The organism is Collinsella sp. AM40-7AC, assembly GCF_003468125.1.
Classification (GTDB): domain Bacteria; phylum Actinomycetota; class Coriobacteriia; order Coriobacteriales; family Coriobacteriaceae; genus Collinsella; species Collinsella aerofaciens_O.
The window spans coordinates 26171-40016 of the sequence record NZ_QSGK01000003.1; the positions used below are offsets into that span (position 1 = coordinate 26171).

Below are 13846 nucleotides of genomic sequence, written 5' to 3' on the forward strand. Positions count from 1 at the left end.
GAATCCTGGGCAAGGGACATTACTGTATAGGACGCGCGGGCGAACCGCCTCGCGCCCCAAGCCAGACTGCTTCGCCTTTTCCTCACGGCATCGCCGTGGCGTTAGCTCCTTGTGAACCCCGAGGGGTGCGCTTTTCTTTCGCTTGTGCCGACAAGCAACTGTCGCCGGGGGACCGGCAAACCGAGGAAAGGAAAAACCATGTCCGACCAGATGTCACGCCGCGGCTTCATGGGCGCCGCAGCAACCGGAGCCGTCGCGCTCGCCGGAGTCGCGCTCGCGGGCTGCTCCAACACCTCCGCGAGTTCCGAGAAATCTAGTGAAAAGGAGAAGGCCGCGAAGCCGGTCATCCTCGTCACGAGCTTCGGCACGAGCTACAACGACTCGCGCCACATCACCATCGGCGCCATCGAAGACGCTATCCGCGAGAAGTACTGGCAGGACTACGACATCCGCCGCGCCTTCACCGCGCAGATCATCATCGACAAGCTGAAGAAGCGCGACGGCATCACGATCGACAACATGACCGAGGCGCTTGACCGCTGCGTGGAAGACGGCGTGAAGGAAATCGTCGTGCAGCCGACGCATCTCATGGCTGGCCTGGAATACGCCGACGTGAAAGACGAGCTCGACAAGTACGCCGACAAGTTCGACAAGATCTCGCTCGGCGACCCGCTGCTCACCTCCGACGACGACTACAAAAAGGTGGCCGCGGCCATTAAGGAGAACATGGCGTCCTTCGACGACGGCGAGACGGCGCTGTGCCTCATGGGCCACGGCACCGAAGCCGATTCCAACGCCGACTATGCCAAGATGCAGGAAGTGTTCAAGAACGAGGGTTTGACGCAGTTCTTCGTCGGCACCGTCGAGGCTGAACCGACCTGCGAGGATGTTATCGCCGCCGCGAGCGCCGCAGGCTACAAGAAGGCCGTGCTCGCGCCGTTCATGGTGGTCGCGGGCGACCACGCGAACAACGACATGGCAGACGAGACCGACCCCGACAGCTGGGCTGCGAAGTTCGTGGCCGCCGGCTTCGAAGTGACGTGCCTGCTCCAGGGTCTGGGACAGAACGTCGCGGTCGACGACATCTACGTCTCGCACGTGGACGACGCCATCGCCAAGCTGTAAACTCGCCGCGCACGGGGGCGCCGGTCGCGTCCCCGTGCAACGGGCATGCGCCTTTCCCCGACTGACGACGCATGCCCGTTGCATTCGCATCCCGACCGCCCACCGCACGGCACGGGCGGTCGAAGCGATTGAAAGGAACCCCCTCCATGTTGAAGAAAACCCTCGTCTTCGCCCTGTCGGCGGCGCTTTGCGCGTTCTCGCTCGCCGGCTGCGCCGGAAATTCAATCGACAGCGCAAAGGCAAGCGATGCCGATTCCCAGGAAAAGACCGAACAGGCGGCCGATGCGCCCGCGGGCGCAAGCGCTGCCCCCATCACCGCCGACAAGGTGGCCGACGGCACCTATCCAATCACCGTAGATTCCAGCTCGAACATGTTCAGGATCGTGGACGCCCAGCTCATCGTGGAAAACGGCTCCATGCACTGCGTGATGACGCTTTCCGGCACGGGCTACGGCAAGCTCTTCATGGGCACGGGCGACGAGGCTGCCGCCGCAAGCGAGGCCGACTTCATCCCCTATGTGGAAAACGCGGAAGGCAAGTACACCTACGACGTGCCCGTTGATGCGCTCGACGAGGACACCGCCTGTGCCGCGTGGAGTATTAGAAAAGAGCAGTGGTACGACCGCACACTTGTGTTCGAATCCGCCGGCGTCGATCTGCGCGCCGACGCACTGAAGTAACGCCATGCGGTCGATTCTTCCCAAGGGGGAAAACAGGAAGCTCCACAGCATCGCGGCGCGCGCGATCGCCTGCGTTCTCGTCGCCCTGCTCGCGCTTCCCTTCGCGGGGTGCAGTGCGAGCCCGAACGCGACCGGTGGCACGGCGGGCTCTCAGGAATACACGGTGAGCGTCTCGCTTTCCGGCGGGTCAGGGCGCGCAAGCATCGCCTCACCCACCACAATTGTGAAGGATGGCGACACCTACACCGCGACCATCACCTGGTCGAGTTCGAACTACGACAAGATGACCGTCGACGGCGTGGACTACGCGCCCGTAAACGACGGCGGCAACTCCACGTTCGAGATACCCGTCACGCTCGACGAGGACATCGCCGTGTCGGCCGAGACCGTCGCCATGTCGACGCCGCACACCATCGACTACACGCTCCACTTCGACTCATCCACCATGAAGGAGAAATCGGGCGACGATGCAAGCGGCGGCTCCCCTGCGGGAACGGCTTCAAGCGCCGCGGCCGACTTCCACAACGCCGATTTGGGCTGCGGCTGGGAGCCGACGGGAGCGCTTCAGCTTGAATACGCCGAGCACTTCACTGTCGACGAGTTCGAAGGCGGCCTGCGGCTTATCTGCGTTACGAACGGGGAGCGCTTCCTCGTGGTGCCGCAAGATGCGAAGGTACCTGATGGGTTGAGCTCCGACATCGCGGTCATAAGGCGCCCCGCCGACAAGGTGTACCTCGTGTCGTCGGCGACGATGTGCCTAGTCGACGCGCTCGATGCGAACGACAATATCATCATGTCGGGCACGAAGGCCGACGACTGCTCGGTCGTGGGCTTCAAAAGCGCACTCGAAAGTGGGGCGATCGCCTACGGCGGCAAGTACAGCGCGCCCGACTACGAGCGAATATCGGCCTCGGGCTGTACGCTCGCCATCGAGAACACCATGATCAACCACACGCCCGATGTGAAGGAAAAGCTGCAGAAGCTCGGGCTCGTCGTGCTCACCGAACAGTCGTCGAGCGAGCCCGAAGCACTCGGGCGCGTCGAGTGGATTAAGCTTTTCGGCGTCCTGTTCGACAAGGAAGACGAGGCCGCGCACCTGTTCAACGAGCAGAAGGCCCGCGTCGAGCAAACGTCGGGGCTCGCGTCGTCAGGTAAAACCGTGGCGTATTTCTACATTAACTCGAACGGGGCCGCCGTCACGCGGCGGGCGGGCGACTACGTGGCGCAGATGATCGAGCTTGCAGGCGGCAGCTATGCGCTCGATGACGCGCAGACGGCGTCGACGTCAGGTTCGTCAGTAACGCTCGAAATGGAGCGCTTCTACGCGACGGCGAAGGATGCCGACATCATCGTCTACAACGGCACCATCGACGAATCGGTTGCCACCTTGAACGACTTCGTAGGCAAAAACGCGCTATTGTCGCAGTTCAAAGCCGTGAAGAACGGCAACGTCTGGGTCACAAGCGCCGACATGTACCAGCAGATGACTTCTACCGCCGACATTATCGACGAGCTGCACGGGGCGTTCACCGGCGATGACGCGAGCGACTTCCATTATCTGAGGAAGCTCGGTTAGCGCCATGAGAAGCCGGCTTTCCATGGCATACGACGAATCGGGGCGCGCCGCGCGGTGTCGCGTCGTGACGGCGCTGCTCGCTGTTGCCCTCATCGTGCTCGTCGGGGCCAACCTGTGCATCGGGAGCGTGCTCGTGCCCGCAGACCACATCCCCGGCATCCTTTCGGGCGGCGCGGCCAATTCCATGGAAAGCCAGGTCATCTGGGAGATTCGCCTGCCGCGCGTGCTTTCAGCCGTGCTTCTCGGCGGGGCACTTTCGCTTTCCGGGTTCCTGCTGCAGACGTTTTTCAACAACCCCATCGCCGACCCGTTCATCTTGGGTGTCTCCTCGGGCGCAAAGTTCGTCGTCGCGCTTACGATGATCGTACTTCTAGGCGCGAACATGGCCATGTCTTCGCCGGCCATGGTGGCCGCAGCGTTTCTGGGCTCGCTTATCACCATCGGCTTCGTGCTCCTCATCGCACGGCGCATAAGTTCCATGGCCATGCTCATCGTGGCGGGCGTCATGGTGGGATACATCTGCTCGGCGGCGACGAACTTCCTCATCGCCTTCGCCGACGACCAGTCCATCGTGAACCTGCACAACTGGTCTTTGGGTAGCTTCTCGGGTTCGAGCTGGGACGACATCGCGGTCATCGCGGTCGTGGTGATCACCGTGAGCGCATGCGTATTCGCGATATCGAAGCCCCTTTCCGCCTTCCAGCTGGGAGAAGCCTACGCGAAAAGCGTCGGCGTGAACGTCGAACGCTTCCGCGTGGTGCTCGTCCTTCTAGCGAGCATGCTCTCCGCCTGCGTGACCGCGTTCGCTGGTCCGGTGTCGTTCGTAGGCATCGCGGTTCCGCATCTCGTGAAGTCGGCGCTAAAGTCGTCGAAGCTCATCCGCGTGATTCCTGCGTGCTTCTTGGGAGGCGCCATCTTCTGCGCGGGCTGCGATTTGATCGCGCGCACGCTGTTCTCTCCCGTCGAGCTTTCCATCAGCGCCGTCACCGCCATCTTCGGCGCTCCGGTGGTTATCGCGCTCATGTTGAAGAAGCGGGTGAGGTAGATGGGGGAATTCGTGCCGCGGCCCAAAACGCTCGGAGGGGACATTCCATGCTTAGACAGTCCTGAGCTCGCACGAAAGCGCCAGAAGGCACTTTCGGCTCGTGCGGAACTGCGCGCGGAACGCCTCCTCCGAGCGGAGCCGAACCTCGAAACTACGGTCGAAACGCAGGCTGACGGAGCGCCGCTTTTCCACATAAGCGACCTGTCGGCGGGCTACGACAAGAAGGTCGTAGTCGAAGGCGTCGATCTGGAGGTTCGCGCGGGCGACGTCGTGGCGCTCATCGGGCCGAACGGCTCGGGCAAGTCGACCATCTTGAAAACCATCACACGCCATCTGGCACCGCTTGCCGGCGCGGTCGAGCTCGACGGGCGGGAGATTTCCCGATGGAAGACGGCGGAGTTTGCAAGGAACCTTGCCGTTATGCTGACAGATCGCCCCCGGACCGAGCTCCTCACCTGCCGCGATGTCGTAGAGGCGGGAAGGCACCCCTACACCGGGCGAATGGGCACACTCTCGCCCGACGACCATAGTCGGGTCGACGAGGCCATGAAAACCGCACATGTGGAAGAGCTCGCCGAGCGCGACTTCATGCAGATAAGCGACGGGCAACGCCAGCGCGTCATGCTCGCACGCGCCATCGCGCAGGATCCGCGTGTGCTCGTGCTCGACGAGCCCACGTCATATCTCGATATCCGCTACCAGATCGACCTGCTGCGAATACTTCGCCACCTTGCGAAATCGCGGAATGTGGCTGTCATCATGTCCATCCACGAACTCGAGCTCGCGCAGAAAAGCGCCGACAAGGTGATTTGCGTGAAGGACGGCCGGGTCTTCCGCGCCGGCGCACCCGAGGACATATTCACGCGCGAGACGATTGGCGAGCTCTACGGCCTTCAACATGGCACCTTCAACGAGCGCTTCGGCAGCGTGGAAATTGGACGCCCGCACGGCGATGCGCACACGTTCGTCATCGCCGGCGCAGGTACGGGGTCGGCTGTGTTTCGCCAGCTCATCCGGCAGGGCAAGGCGTTCTATACGGGCGTTCTGCACGAAGGGGACATCGACTGCGAGCTCGCGCGCGACCTGGCGGCGGAATGCGTGGCCGAGCGCGCCTTCGAGCCGATCGGGGATAGAACCATAGCCCGCGCCAAAGAGCTCCTCGTCCACTGCGCGCTCCTTATCGTGTGCCCCGTCGCCTTCGGCACCATAAACGCCCGCAACGCAGAGCTCGTCGAGTTCGCACGCTCGCATGGTATCGAGGTCATGCGAGCGTGCGAAGGCGCATCGGAGGATTCCCAATTGGAGTGGGAAGGATAAACTGGACTTTCATTTAAGGATCCTCAGGCTATAGCTCCTACGCCGGCGAGGTCTCCAAGGCGCCGGAGAACCTCGTGAACAGGAATTTCCACGCCGACGAGCCCAACTAGACCTAATCCAAGCGAGATTCCAAACTCGAAAGACCGCTCAACGTCAGAGTATTAGCAACCTCCGAGACACGCTCGATAGGAACCGAGCCGTCAGACAGTGCCCATGTGCGATAGATACCGATAATACCCGACAGCAAAAACGCCAGATAGTAGTCGAACATCTCGTCCTTGAGACCGTGGGGCAGCAGATCGCGCTCGGCAATCTCGTGCTCGAGCGGCGCACGAAGACGAGCCATAAAATCATCGAGCGGAATGTTCTCGATCAGCTGACGATTGAGCACCAAGTTGTTGCACAGTGCCTCGTTAACGGTTTTAAACAAGGTCGCCGCCGCGCCCAGGGCGCGCTCGTTGGTGTCACCGTCCATTGAAGCAAGCGTTTTCTCGACCGAGTCGACAATCATCTCCACCACATCGACGGCAATGCCATCGAGCAGGCCGTCAACCGTACCAAAGTGAACGTAAAAGGTCTTGCGGTCGACATTGGCCTCGCGCGCGATGGCACTCACCGTAATGTCTGCCAGCGGCTTTTCCATGAGCAGGCGCTCGAAAGCGGAAAGGATGGCATTGCGGCTGCGAACGATGCGGCGATCAATACGCGGTTTGCTGGTGGCCATGGGCGTGTCCCTTCGATATACGGGCATTCATCAACAGATGAGAGATAATCTACGTAAGAGGATTATCCCCCATACAGCACAAATATGCCCCGCATCATGAAGAACGCACGACTGCCCTACTGCGACTTAGGGTGCTTCTTCTTATTGAGTGCCGACGGAGATACGCGAATACCGTCGCCCGTCTGGCGCACATAGGCTTTATGAGCCGGCTTGGCGGTCCCAGAAGCCTTCTGAGCGTGCTTCTTGGGATCAACGGTAACCGCATTCGTGGGGTGCGGCTTAGTGGGCGCAGAGGGCGTCTGAGACGTGCGGCCGAGTTTGCGCATCACGCGATCCCAGCGCGCATGGATGCTCTCGTTGTGGGCGCTCTTAAGTCCCAGCAGGGGCGCAGCCAAAATGGTCGGCGCAATAAACGTAATGAGGCGCCACAGCAGATAGCCGGCGGTCGAAGCCGACCCAAAGAAATGACCCAAGAACAATGCAAAGCCGCCCTCAGCGCCACCAGTTCCACCGGGCAAGGGAACCGCAGAGCTCAGCAGCTGGACAAAGGCACTCGCGGCCATGACCGAGAAAAAGTCGACCTCGTGATGGCCAAAGGCAAGCATCAGGAAATACGGAACCAGATAGAAAAACGCGAGCTGCAGCATGGTGATAAACACGGTGAGCAGCATGGAAGAAAAATGTCCGGCCGAAAGCTTGAACTTCTCGGAGAAGGAGTAGATCTCGCCGTCGACAAACGTGCGCCATCCCTCGATCTTAGTGGCCGAGACACCTATGCGCTCGAGCCAATTGATGATGCAATGGGCGACGCGCGTGACGGTCTTAGGCATGAGCGCGACGGCGAAGATGCCCAGCAAGATGCAGCAGTGCCCACCAAAGCTAAAGACGCACAGCAGCGTCATGTCGCCATAGCGCTCGGCAAAAAACGGCATGCGGGCAAGCAGTAGGATAGCGCCCCAGGCAACGAGGCCAAACTGGTACACGATAAAGCGCGTGAACTGCGTGGCTCCGGCCTCGCCGACATTTTGGCCCGCTTTGGTCAGACGGTAGATCTGGGCGGGAGTCGAGCCCATCATCATGGGCGTGAGGTTGCCAAAAAAGATGCCGCTCGCCTCGACCGAGATCAGGTCGCGAATGCCGACGGGTGAATTGGGGTCGAGCCAGACGGCGATCGCATAGGCCACAATGCCAAAGAACAGATACATGAACATGCATAGACACGCGGCAACGAGCCAGGGCGCCTGGACGCTCGACATAGCGGCCCAAAACTGCCCCATCTGCCCGGTTACCACCAGATAGACGATATAACCCACCAGCACGACGCCGATAAAGATGGCGCCGCGGCGTGCACTCTTATTGTCATCGCCGCCCGAGGCCTCAACCTCGACCTGGGGCTTGGACGTATGCTGAGAGGACTCCGTCATGAGACTCCTTCTAACAGTCAAAATATCTTGGTTATTGTACCCGTAAGGGTCATAAGCAGAACGCAAAGCTCTTGTTCAAACGGGAATGACAGACAGTTGTTTGATAATAAAAAACCCGGCCTTCCATGGAAAGACCGGGTATCAGATGCGTGGTAGCCCGTACCAGATTCGAACTGGTGATCTCCGCCTTGAGAGGGCGGCGTCCTAAACCGCTAGACGAACGGGCCATAGGCCTCGGCAGAAAAGAAGTGGTAGCCCGTACCAGATTCGAACTGGTGATCTCCGCCTTGAGAGGGCGGCGTCCTAAACCGCTAGACGAACGGGCCACATGACATCTGCACTGCCGTGCTGCGAGGAAATATATTACGGGACAAAAAACATCAGCGCAAGAAGAAATTCCAAATTGCCGAAAAATTGTCGACAGGTTATGGAACGCGCAGGTCAACTAATTAGCTAATTCAAGTTGAGATGAACCAAAAGGGTTTCGCGATCGTTGGGGATGTTGTCCTCGATAACGGCTTCGAGGGCGGCGTTGAGTAGCTGGCCTAGCTCGGGCCCCGGCTTCACACCGGCACGAATCAAGTCGCCGCCGTTGATAGCAAGCATCTTGAGCGAATAGGGCTCCCCCGCCTCCAACAAATCATGGGCGAGTGAGCGCATCTCTTCGATCGTCTCGACGTAATAGAAGCACGACGGCGCCTTGCCCAGCGTGTCGGCACGCTTAAGGTCCATAAGCTCGTCCATCAGGCGCGGCGTATCGACGCCCTCGCCCGAAAGCAAGCGCATCATATTGAGCAAGCAGGAGCGCTCGGGGCGCAGCGGCTTGTCGTGGTACTTAATGAGCAGGCACACGTCGCGGACCAAGTCGTGCGAAAGCGCCAAGCGATCCATGATGGCGCGCGCCTTCTTGGCCCCGAGCTCGGGGTGACCGTAAAAGTGGCCGCTGCCCGCATGGTCGACCGTAAAGCAATCGGGCTTGGAAACGTCGTGCAAAAACGCCGCCCACATTAGGCTCATTGAGGGTGTAAAGCCGTCGCACAGCGCCAACTCCCCCGCCACCGTCAGCACACGGGCGATATGCTCGTAAACGTTAAACGCATGATAGACGCTGCGCTGATCAAACCCGCGACCCGCTGCCAACTCGGGCACGGCGGCGCAGATGAGCTCGGGGTAGCGCAGCATGGCGTCTCCCCCGTGGCCGGTCGAAAGGATACCCTCGAGCTCAATGCCCACGCGCTCGCGCGCCACAGCATCGAGCAGCGGCGCGCACTCGGCAAGCGCCTGTTTAGTCTTAGGCTCGATCATAAAATCCAGACGGCAGGCAAAACGCACCGCGCGCAGCATGCGAAGCGCGTCCTCGTTAAAACGACGCTTGGGATCTCCAACGGCGCGGATGAGCTTGCGGTCTAGGTCGCCCTGACCATCGTAGCGGTCGACAAGACCACGCTCGGGATGCCAGGCCATAGCGTTAACGGTAAAGTCACGACGCGCCAGATCGTCCTCAAGCGACGCCGCACGCTCCACACTCTGGGGATGGCGGCCGTCGGTGTAAAAGCCGTCTAGGCGGTAGGTGGTGACCTCAATGCGCTCATCATCGCAAATAGCCGTGATGCCGCCAAATTTTATGCCCGACTCAACCACGGCAATATCAGCCGCTTCGAGCGCCTCTTTGGACTCCTGCCACAGGCCGCTGCAGCACATGTCAACATCGTGGCTGGGGCGTCCCATCAGGGCATCACGTACCCAACCGCCCACGTACCAGGCCTCAAGACCTGCTGCCTCAAGCGCACGCAGGACACGGATAGAGGCATCGGTCGGCTGCGTACCGTTGAGCGAAACATTGCACATGCCTATGGCCTCCTGCGACTATCAAATTGGCTATCGATTGCGTCTGCAAGAAGTCTAGCAAGAAACAGCCTCCACTGCACACGCAAGTCCGATAAACAAAAACGCATCCGTCCTGGTCTAAGACGGATGCGAAATAATTGAACTATTCAGGCAAGGTGCCGGAACTAGCAAACCTGACGGATTGCAATACCCTTCTGATACTCATCGACCTTGGCAAAATCGCCCAGACCCGGGCACTCGACCACGTTGGCGCCGGTGGCCATCGAGAGGCGCAGGGCATCCTCGACGCGCTCGGGGGCATCGTGCCACACGGACAGGAAGGCGGCCAGCGAGGAGTCGCCCGCGCAGACGGTCGACAGCAGCTTGACGTCGAAAGTGCGGTTGGCAAACCAGATGTGCTCGCCGTTGGAGAAGTACGCGCCGTCGCCGCCGAGCGTCAGCAGTACATTCTTAGCGCCCTTGGCGTGCAGCTCGGCCATGGCGCCCTTGACGGACTCGTCGTCGCCACCGCTCACCTTAATGCCAAAGATGTCGAGCAGCTCGTCGTCGTTAGGCTTAATGAGCAACGGCTCCATAGCAATGAGGTCGGCCAGCTGATGGCTCGAGATATCGAGCACGAACTCGGCGCCCTTCGCCTTCACGCGACGCAGGACCTCTGCCAGGAAGCTCTCGGAGGTGTTGGGGGGCAGCGAGCCGCTGATAACCAGGCAGGTCATGTCATCGAGCGAATCGATAAGCTCAAACATCTCCTGCTCGTTGGCTTCGTTGATGGCGGCACCGGCGTTGACCATGTTGTACTCGGTGTCGGGACCGGCGTTGAGGAACACGTTAACACGCGTGATGCCGTCAGTCCACACGGGCTTGACGGGCACGCCCAGGGCCTCGGCGCCCTTAACGATATACTCACCCGAGAAGCCGGCGAAGAAGCCCAGGATCGTGGTGTCGACGCCGTAGTGGTCGAGCGTAAACGAAACGTTGAGACCCTTGCCGTTGGGGGTGTAGACAGCGTTACGGGTGCGGGTAACGGTGTTGGCGGACAAGCCATCGCAGGAGATGTTGTAGTCAATAGCGGGATTTGCAGTAAGCGTGTAAATCATGAATGTTCCTTTCACGAAGCAACGTGTTAATGAAAGTATATTCCACGCTTCGGCAAAAGGCTACAACAACTCGGTGAACGGTGTGGAACGCGTGAAGCGCGGCTCCGAGGTTCGAGTGGGACAAAAAACGGCGCCCCGGTCGAAACCGGGACGCCGTATGCGCACGAGTTTGTCGTGTTTCGCTTACTTGCGATCGAGCTTGCGAACGGCAACGCGCTTGCTGTACTCGTCGACGTGACCAAAGTCGCCGATGCCGACGGACTCAGCAACGTTGGCGCCGGTGGCCATAGCGAGCTTCATGGCCTCCTCGACGTTGTCGCGATCCCTGTACCACTTGTGCAGGAACGCAGCGAGGGTGCAGTCGCCGGCGCAGACGGAAGAGACAAGCTTGATGTTGAACTCACGCTTGGCATACCAGATGTCCTCGCCGTTGGAGAAGTAAGCGTCACCGCGGCTACCACGGGTGAGCAGCACGTTCTGGACGCCGGCCTCGTGAGCCAGCTTCATGGCAACGCGGACCTCGTCGTCGGTGTCGACCGGCACGCCGAAGATAGCCTTCATCTCGTGATGGTTCGGCTTAATGAGCAGCGGCTTCTTGTGAGCGAGCTCCTTGAGCTTGTCGGAGGACAGGTCCAGGACGACGTCGGCGCCACGGGCCTGAGCGTGCTCCATGACCTGAGCCAGGAAGTCGGGCGTAGCTTTGGGAGGCACGGAGCCGGAGACGATCAGGCACTCAAGGTCGCCCGCGGTGTCCAGGATGTTGTAGAGCTCCTCCTGATGCTGCGGCGTGATCGGAGCACCGGGGTTCAGGATGCCGTACTCGTGCTGGCCATCGTTGACGTAGGTGTTGATGCGCGTGATACCGTCGGTCCAGACCGGGCGGCAGAGGCAACCCAGGTTCATGACCTCCTCGACGATGAACTTGCCCGTGAAGCCGGCGAAGAAACCGAGCGCGACGGTGTCGACGCCCATCTTCTTAAAGGCGAAGGACACGTCGAGGCCCTTGCCGTTAGCCGTGTAGCTGGCCGAGCCGGTGCGGACGTTCTCGTCGGGCTCGAGCGGAGAGCTCGAAACCGTCATGTCGACAGCCGGGTTAGCGGTTAGCGTGTAGAACATTTACAGTACCCCCTGTATATGTGAGGGCCGCGTGGCCGGCCCATTCCAACCACGCGGTTACCTCTGATACCAAATTAGCGAGCTGCGGACTCGAGCAGTGCCTTGACCTCGGCAGCGGTGTTGCAGGCGAGCGCCTTCTCGGCGAGCTCGTCGCACTCGGCCTTGGTCCACTGGCTGATGGTCTTGCGGGCGCGCAGGATGGACGGAGCGCTCATCGAGAACTCCTCCAGGCCCCAGCTGATCAGCAGCGGCTCGAGCAACGGATCGGCAGCGGCCTCGCCGCACATACCGACCATGATGCCGGCCTTCACGCCGCTCTCGATGATGTTCTTGAGCGAGCGGAGCACGGCGGGATAGTAAACCTGGTACAGGTTGGAGATGGTGTCGTTGCCACGGTCGGCGCACATGGTGTAGCCGATCAGGTCGTTGGTGCCGATGGAGAAGAAGTCGGCGACCTCGGCCAGGCGGTCAGCGAGCAGCGAGGCGGCAGGCGTCTCGACCATGATGCCAACCTCGATGTTCTCGTTGAACTTGCGACCCTCCTCGGTCAGCTCGGCCTTGCACTGCTCGACGAGCTCCTTGACAGCCAAGACTTCCTCGACGCAGGTGACGAGCGGGATCATGATCTTGACGTCACCGAAGGCGCTGGCGCGCAGCAGGGCGCGGAGCTGGACCTTGTACTGGTCGGGGTTGGCCAGGCAGTAACGCACGGCGCGGAAGCCCATGAAGGGGTTCTCTTCCTTGACCATGTGCAGGTACGGAATCTCCTTGTCGCCACCCACATCGAGCGTGCGGATGATGACCGGAGCGCCCTTGAGCGCGCTGGCGACCTTACGGTAGGCGTTGAACTGCTCCTCCTCGGAAGGAAGCTCAGCAGAGTCCATGAACAGGAACTCGGAACGGAACAGGCCGATAGCCTCGGCGTCGTGATCGAGCGCGTTGGGCACGTCATCGGGGTTGCCGATGTTGCAGGCAATGATCTTCTTGATGCCGTCGGCAGTCACGGACGGCTTGCCGCGGAAGGCCTCGAGAGCCGCCTTCTCGGCAGCGAAAGCCTCGGCCTTGGCAGTGTAAGCGGCGAGCGTCTCCTCATCGGGATCGGCCTCGACGATACCCTTGCCACCGTCGACGACAACGGTCATGCCGTTGCGCAGTGCGGTGCAGCTGTTGGAAACCGAAAGGACAGCCGGGATCTCGAGGGCGCGCGCAATGATTGCGGAGTGCGACGTGCGGCCACCAGTCTCGGTGACGATACCGGCAACGTGCGCCTTATCGATCGTGGCGGTCATGGACGGCGTGAGGTCGTGCACGACAACGACGGTGTTCTTGGGCAGGACGGAGAGGTCGACGACCTCCTTACCCAGCAACTCGGCCAGAATGCCGGTACGGATGTCGGCGATGTCGGCCGCACGCAGACGGAACATCTCGTCGTCCATAGACAGGAACATGTTCTCGAACATGGTCGAGGTGTCCATGAGCGCCTGCTCGGCGCAGGTGCCGCCGTCAATGGCGGCGTTGATGGCGTCGGTCATGCCCGGATCCTGAGCCAGGACAATGTGTCCGCTCATGATCTCGGCCTCGGCCTCGCCCACCGTCTCCTTCATGTGGTCGGCCTGAGCCTGAGTCTTCTCGCAGAAGACCGAAAGAGCGGTCTGATAGCGTTCCTTCTCTGCTGCCGAATCGGCAACCTCGTGCGGCTCAAACGTCAAGTCGGGATCGACGGCGACCATAACGGTGCCGATACCGATGCCCTCGGAAGCGTTGACTCCCTGATACATTCCCATTCCTCTCTCCGTGTCATGTGATAAAGCGTTTTGCCATATCCATGACAAAAGAGCGCAGCTACCTCAAGACAGGTCACTGCGCCCCCAAATATGAACTTAGTTGTTCAACA

Annotated in this window: 11 protein-coding genes and 2 tRNA genes; 5 read left to right on the plus strand and 8 right to left on the minus strand. The window is 60.6% G+C overall.

The genetic code is table 11. The features are described 5' to 3' along the window. The first annotated feature begins 198 nt into the window (after positions 1-198). The 5 genes from DW892_RS03170 (at position 199) to DW892_RS03190 (ending at position 5743) form a co-directional block, all read left to right on the plus strand. Positions 199-1125 carry a sirohydrochlorin cobaltochelatase gene (locus tag DW892_RS03170; RefSeq protein ID WP_117583469.1) on the plus strand — a complete coding sequence of 309 codons (927 nt, stop codon included), beginning with the start codon at positions 199-201 and terminating at the stop codon, positions 1123-1125. Between the two features lie 146 nt (positions 1126-1271). Continuing rightward, entirely contained in the window at positions 1272-1805 is a 534-nt protein-coding gene (locus tag DW892_RS03175; RefSeq protein ID WP_117716075.1) for a hypothetical protein, read from the plus strand. A gap of 4 nt (positions 1806-1809) precedes the next feature. Then, positions 1810-3381 carry an ABC transporter substrate-binding protein gene (locus DW892_RS03180; protein ID WP_147349837.1) on the plus strand — a complete coding sequence of 524 codons (1572 nt, stop codon included), beginning with the start codon at positions 1810-1812 and terminating at the stop codon, positions 3379-3381. Positions 3382-3403: 22 nt separating this feature from the next. Then, complete coding sequence (locus tag DW892_RS03185; protein ID WP_117765636.1) at positions 3404-4426, plus strand: iron ABC transporter permease; 1023 nt, start codon at positions 3404-3406, stop codon at positions 4424-4426. Then, positions 4427-5743 carry an ABC transporter ATP-binding protein gene (locus DW892_RS03190; protein ID WP_117765638.1) on the plus strand — a complete coding sequence of 439 codons (1317 nt, stop codon included), beginning with the start codon at positions 4427-4429 and terminating at the stop codon, positions 5741-5743. Positions 5744-5855: 112 nt separating this feature from the next. Here DW892_RS03190 and DW892_RS03195 read toward each other — a convergent pair whose 3' ends face one another. From DW892_RS03195 to ptsP, 8 genes are all read right to left on the minus strand, one after another. Next, a complete protein-coding gene (locus DW892_RS03195) occupies positions 5856-6467 on the minus strand; it encodes a TetR/AcrR family transcriptional regulator (RefSeq protein WP_158567016.1) in 612 nt (203 codons plus the stop codon). Between the two features lie 116 nt (positions 6468-6583). Next, the gene (locus DW892_RS03200) at positions 6584-7891 is read right to left on the minus strand and encodes a lysylphosphatidylglycerol synthase transmembrane domain-containing protein (protein WP_117765642.1); all 1308 of its coding nucleotides are present in this window, start codon (positions 7889-7891) and stop codon (positions 6584-6586) included. 150 nt (positions 7892-8041) lie between these two features. Beyond that, a tRNA-Glu gene (locus tag DW892_RS03205) sits at positions 8042-8118 on the minus strand. Positions 8119-8140: 22 nt separating this feature from the next. After that, a tRNA-Glu gene (locus tag DW892_RS03210) sits at positions 8141-8217 on the minus strand. A gap of 127 nt (positions 8218-8344) precedes the next feature. Beyond that, positions 8345-9739, minus strand: coding sequence for a CCA tRNA nucleotidyltransferase (locus DW892_RS03215; protein ID WP_117765644.1), 1395 nt, complete (start codon positions 9737-9739; stop codon positions 8345-8347). Positions 9740-9903: 164 nt separating this feature from the next. Beyond that, positions 9904-10836, minus strand: a complete 933-nt coding sequence (locus tag DW892_RS03220) for a 1-phosphofructokinase family hexose kinase (RefSeq protein WP_117583462.1) — start codon at positions 10834-10836, stop codon at positions 9904-9906. A gap of 183 nt (positions 10837-11019) precedes the next feature. Next, the gene (locus DW892_RS03225; RefSeq protein ID WP_055250439.1) at positions 11020-11952 is read right to left on the minus strand and encodes a 1-phosphofructokinase family hexose kinase; all 933 of its coding nucleotides are present in this window, start codon (positions 11950-11952) and stop codon (positions 11020-11022) included. A 74-nt stretch (positions 11953-12026) separates the two neighbouring features. Next, positions 12027-13730, minus strand: coding sequence for a phosphoenolpyruvate--protein phosphotransferase (gene ptsP, locus DW892_RS03230; RefSeq protein WP_117765646.1), 1704 nt, complete (start codon positions 13728-13730; stop codon positions 12027-12029). Positions 13731-13846 lie beyond the last annotated feature (116 nt).

Bases quoted from the DNA above. Each gene is read 5' to 3' on its own strand.
- DW892_RS03170 (WP_117583469.1), top strand. From the start codon at position 199: ATGTCCGACCAGATGTCACGCCGCGGCTTCATGGGCGCCGCAGCAACC.
- DW892_RS03175 (WP_117716075.1), top strand. From the start codon at position 1,272: ATGTTGAAGAAAACCCTCGTCTTCGCCCTGTCGGCGGCGCTTTGCGCG.
- DW892_RS03180 (WP_147349837.1), top strand. From the start codon at position 1,810: ATGCGGTCGATTCTTCCCAAGGGGGAAAACAGGAAGCTCCACAGCATC.
- DW892_RS03185 (WP_117765636.1), top strand. From the start codon at position 3,404: ATGGCATACGACGAATCGGGGCGCGCCGCGCGGTGTCGCGTCGTGACG.
- DW892_RS03190 (WP_117765638.1), top strand. From the start codon at position 4,427: ATGGGGGAATTCGTGCCGCGGCCCAAAACGCTCGGAGGGGACATTCCA.
- DW892_RS03195 (WP_158567016.1), bottom strand. From the start codon at position 6,467: ATGGCCACCAGCAAACCGCGTATTGATCGCCGCATCGTTCGCAGCCGC.
- DW892_RS03200 (WP_117765642.1), bottom strand. From the start codon at position 7,891: ATGACGGAGTCCTCTCAGCATACGTCCAAGCCCCAGGTCGAGGTTGAG.
- DW892_RS03215 (WP_117765644.1), bottom strand. From the start codon at position 9,739: ATGTGCAATGTTTCGCTCAACGGTACGCAGCCGACCGATGCCTCTATC.
- DW892_RS03220 (WP_117583462.1), bottom strand. From the start codon at position 10,836: ATGATTTACACGCTTACTGCAAATCCCGCTATTGACTACAACATCTCC.
- DW892_RS03225 (WP_055250439.1), bottom strand. From the start codon at position 11,952: ATGTTCTACACGCTAACCGCTAACCCGGCTGTCGACATGACGGTTTCG.
- ptsP (WP_117765646.1), bottom strand. From the start codon at position 13,730: ATGTATCAGGGAGTCAACGCTTCCGAGGGCATCGGTATCGGCACCGTT.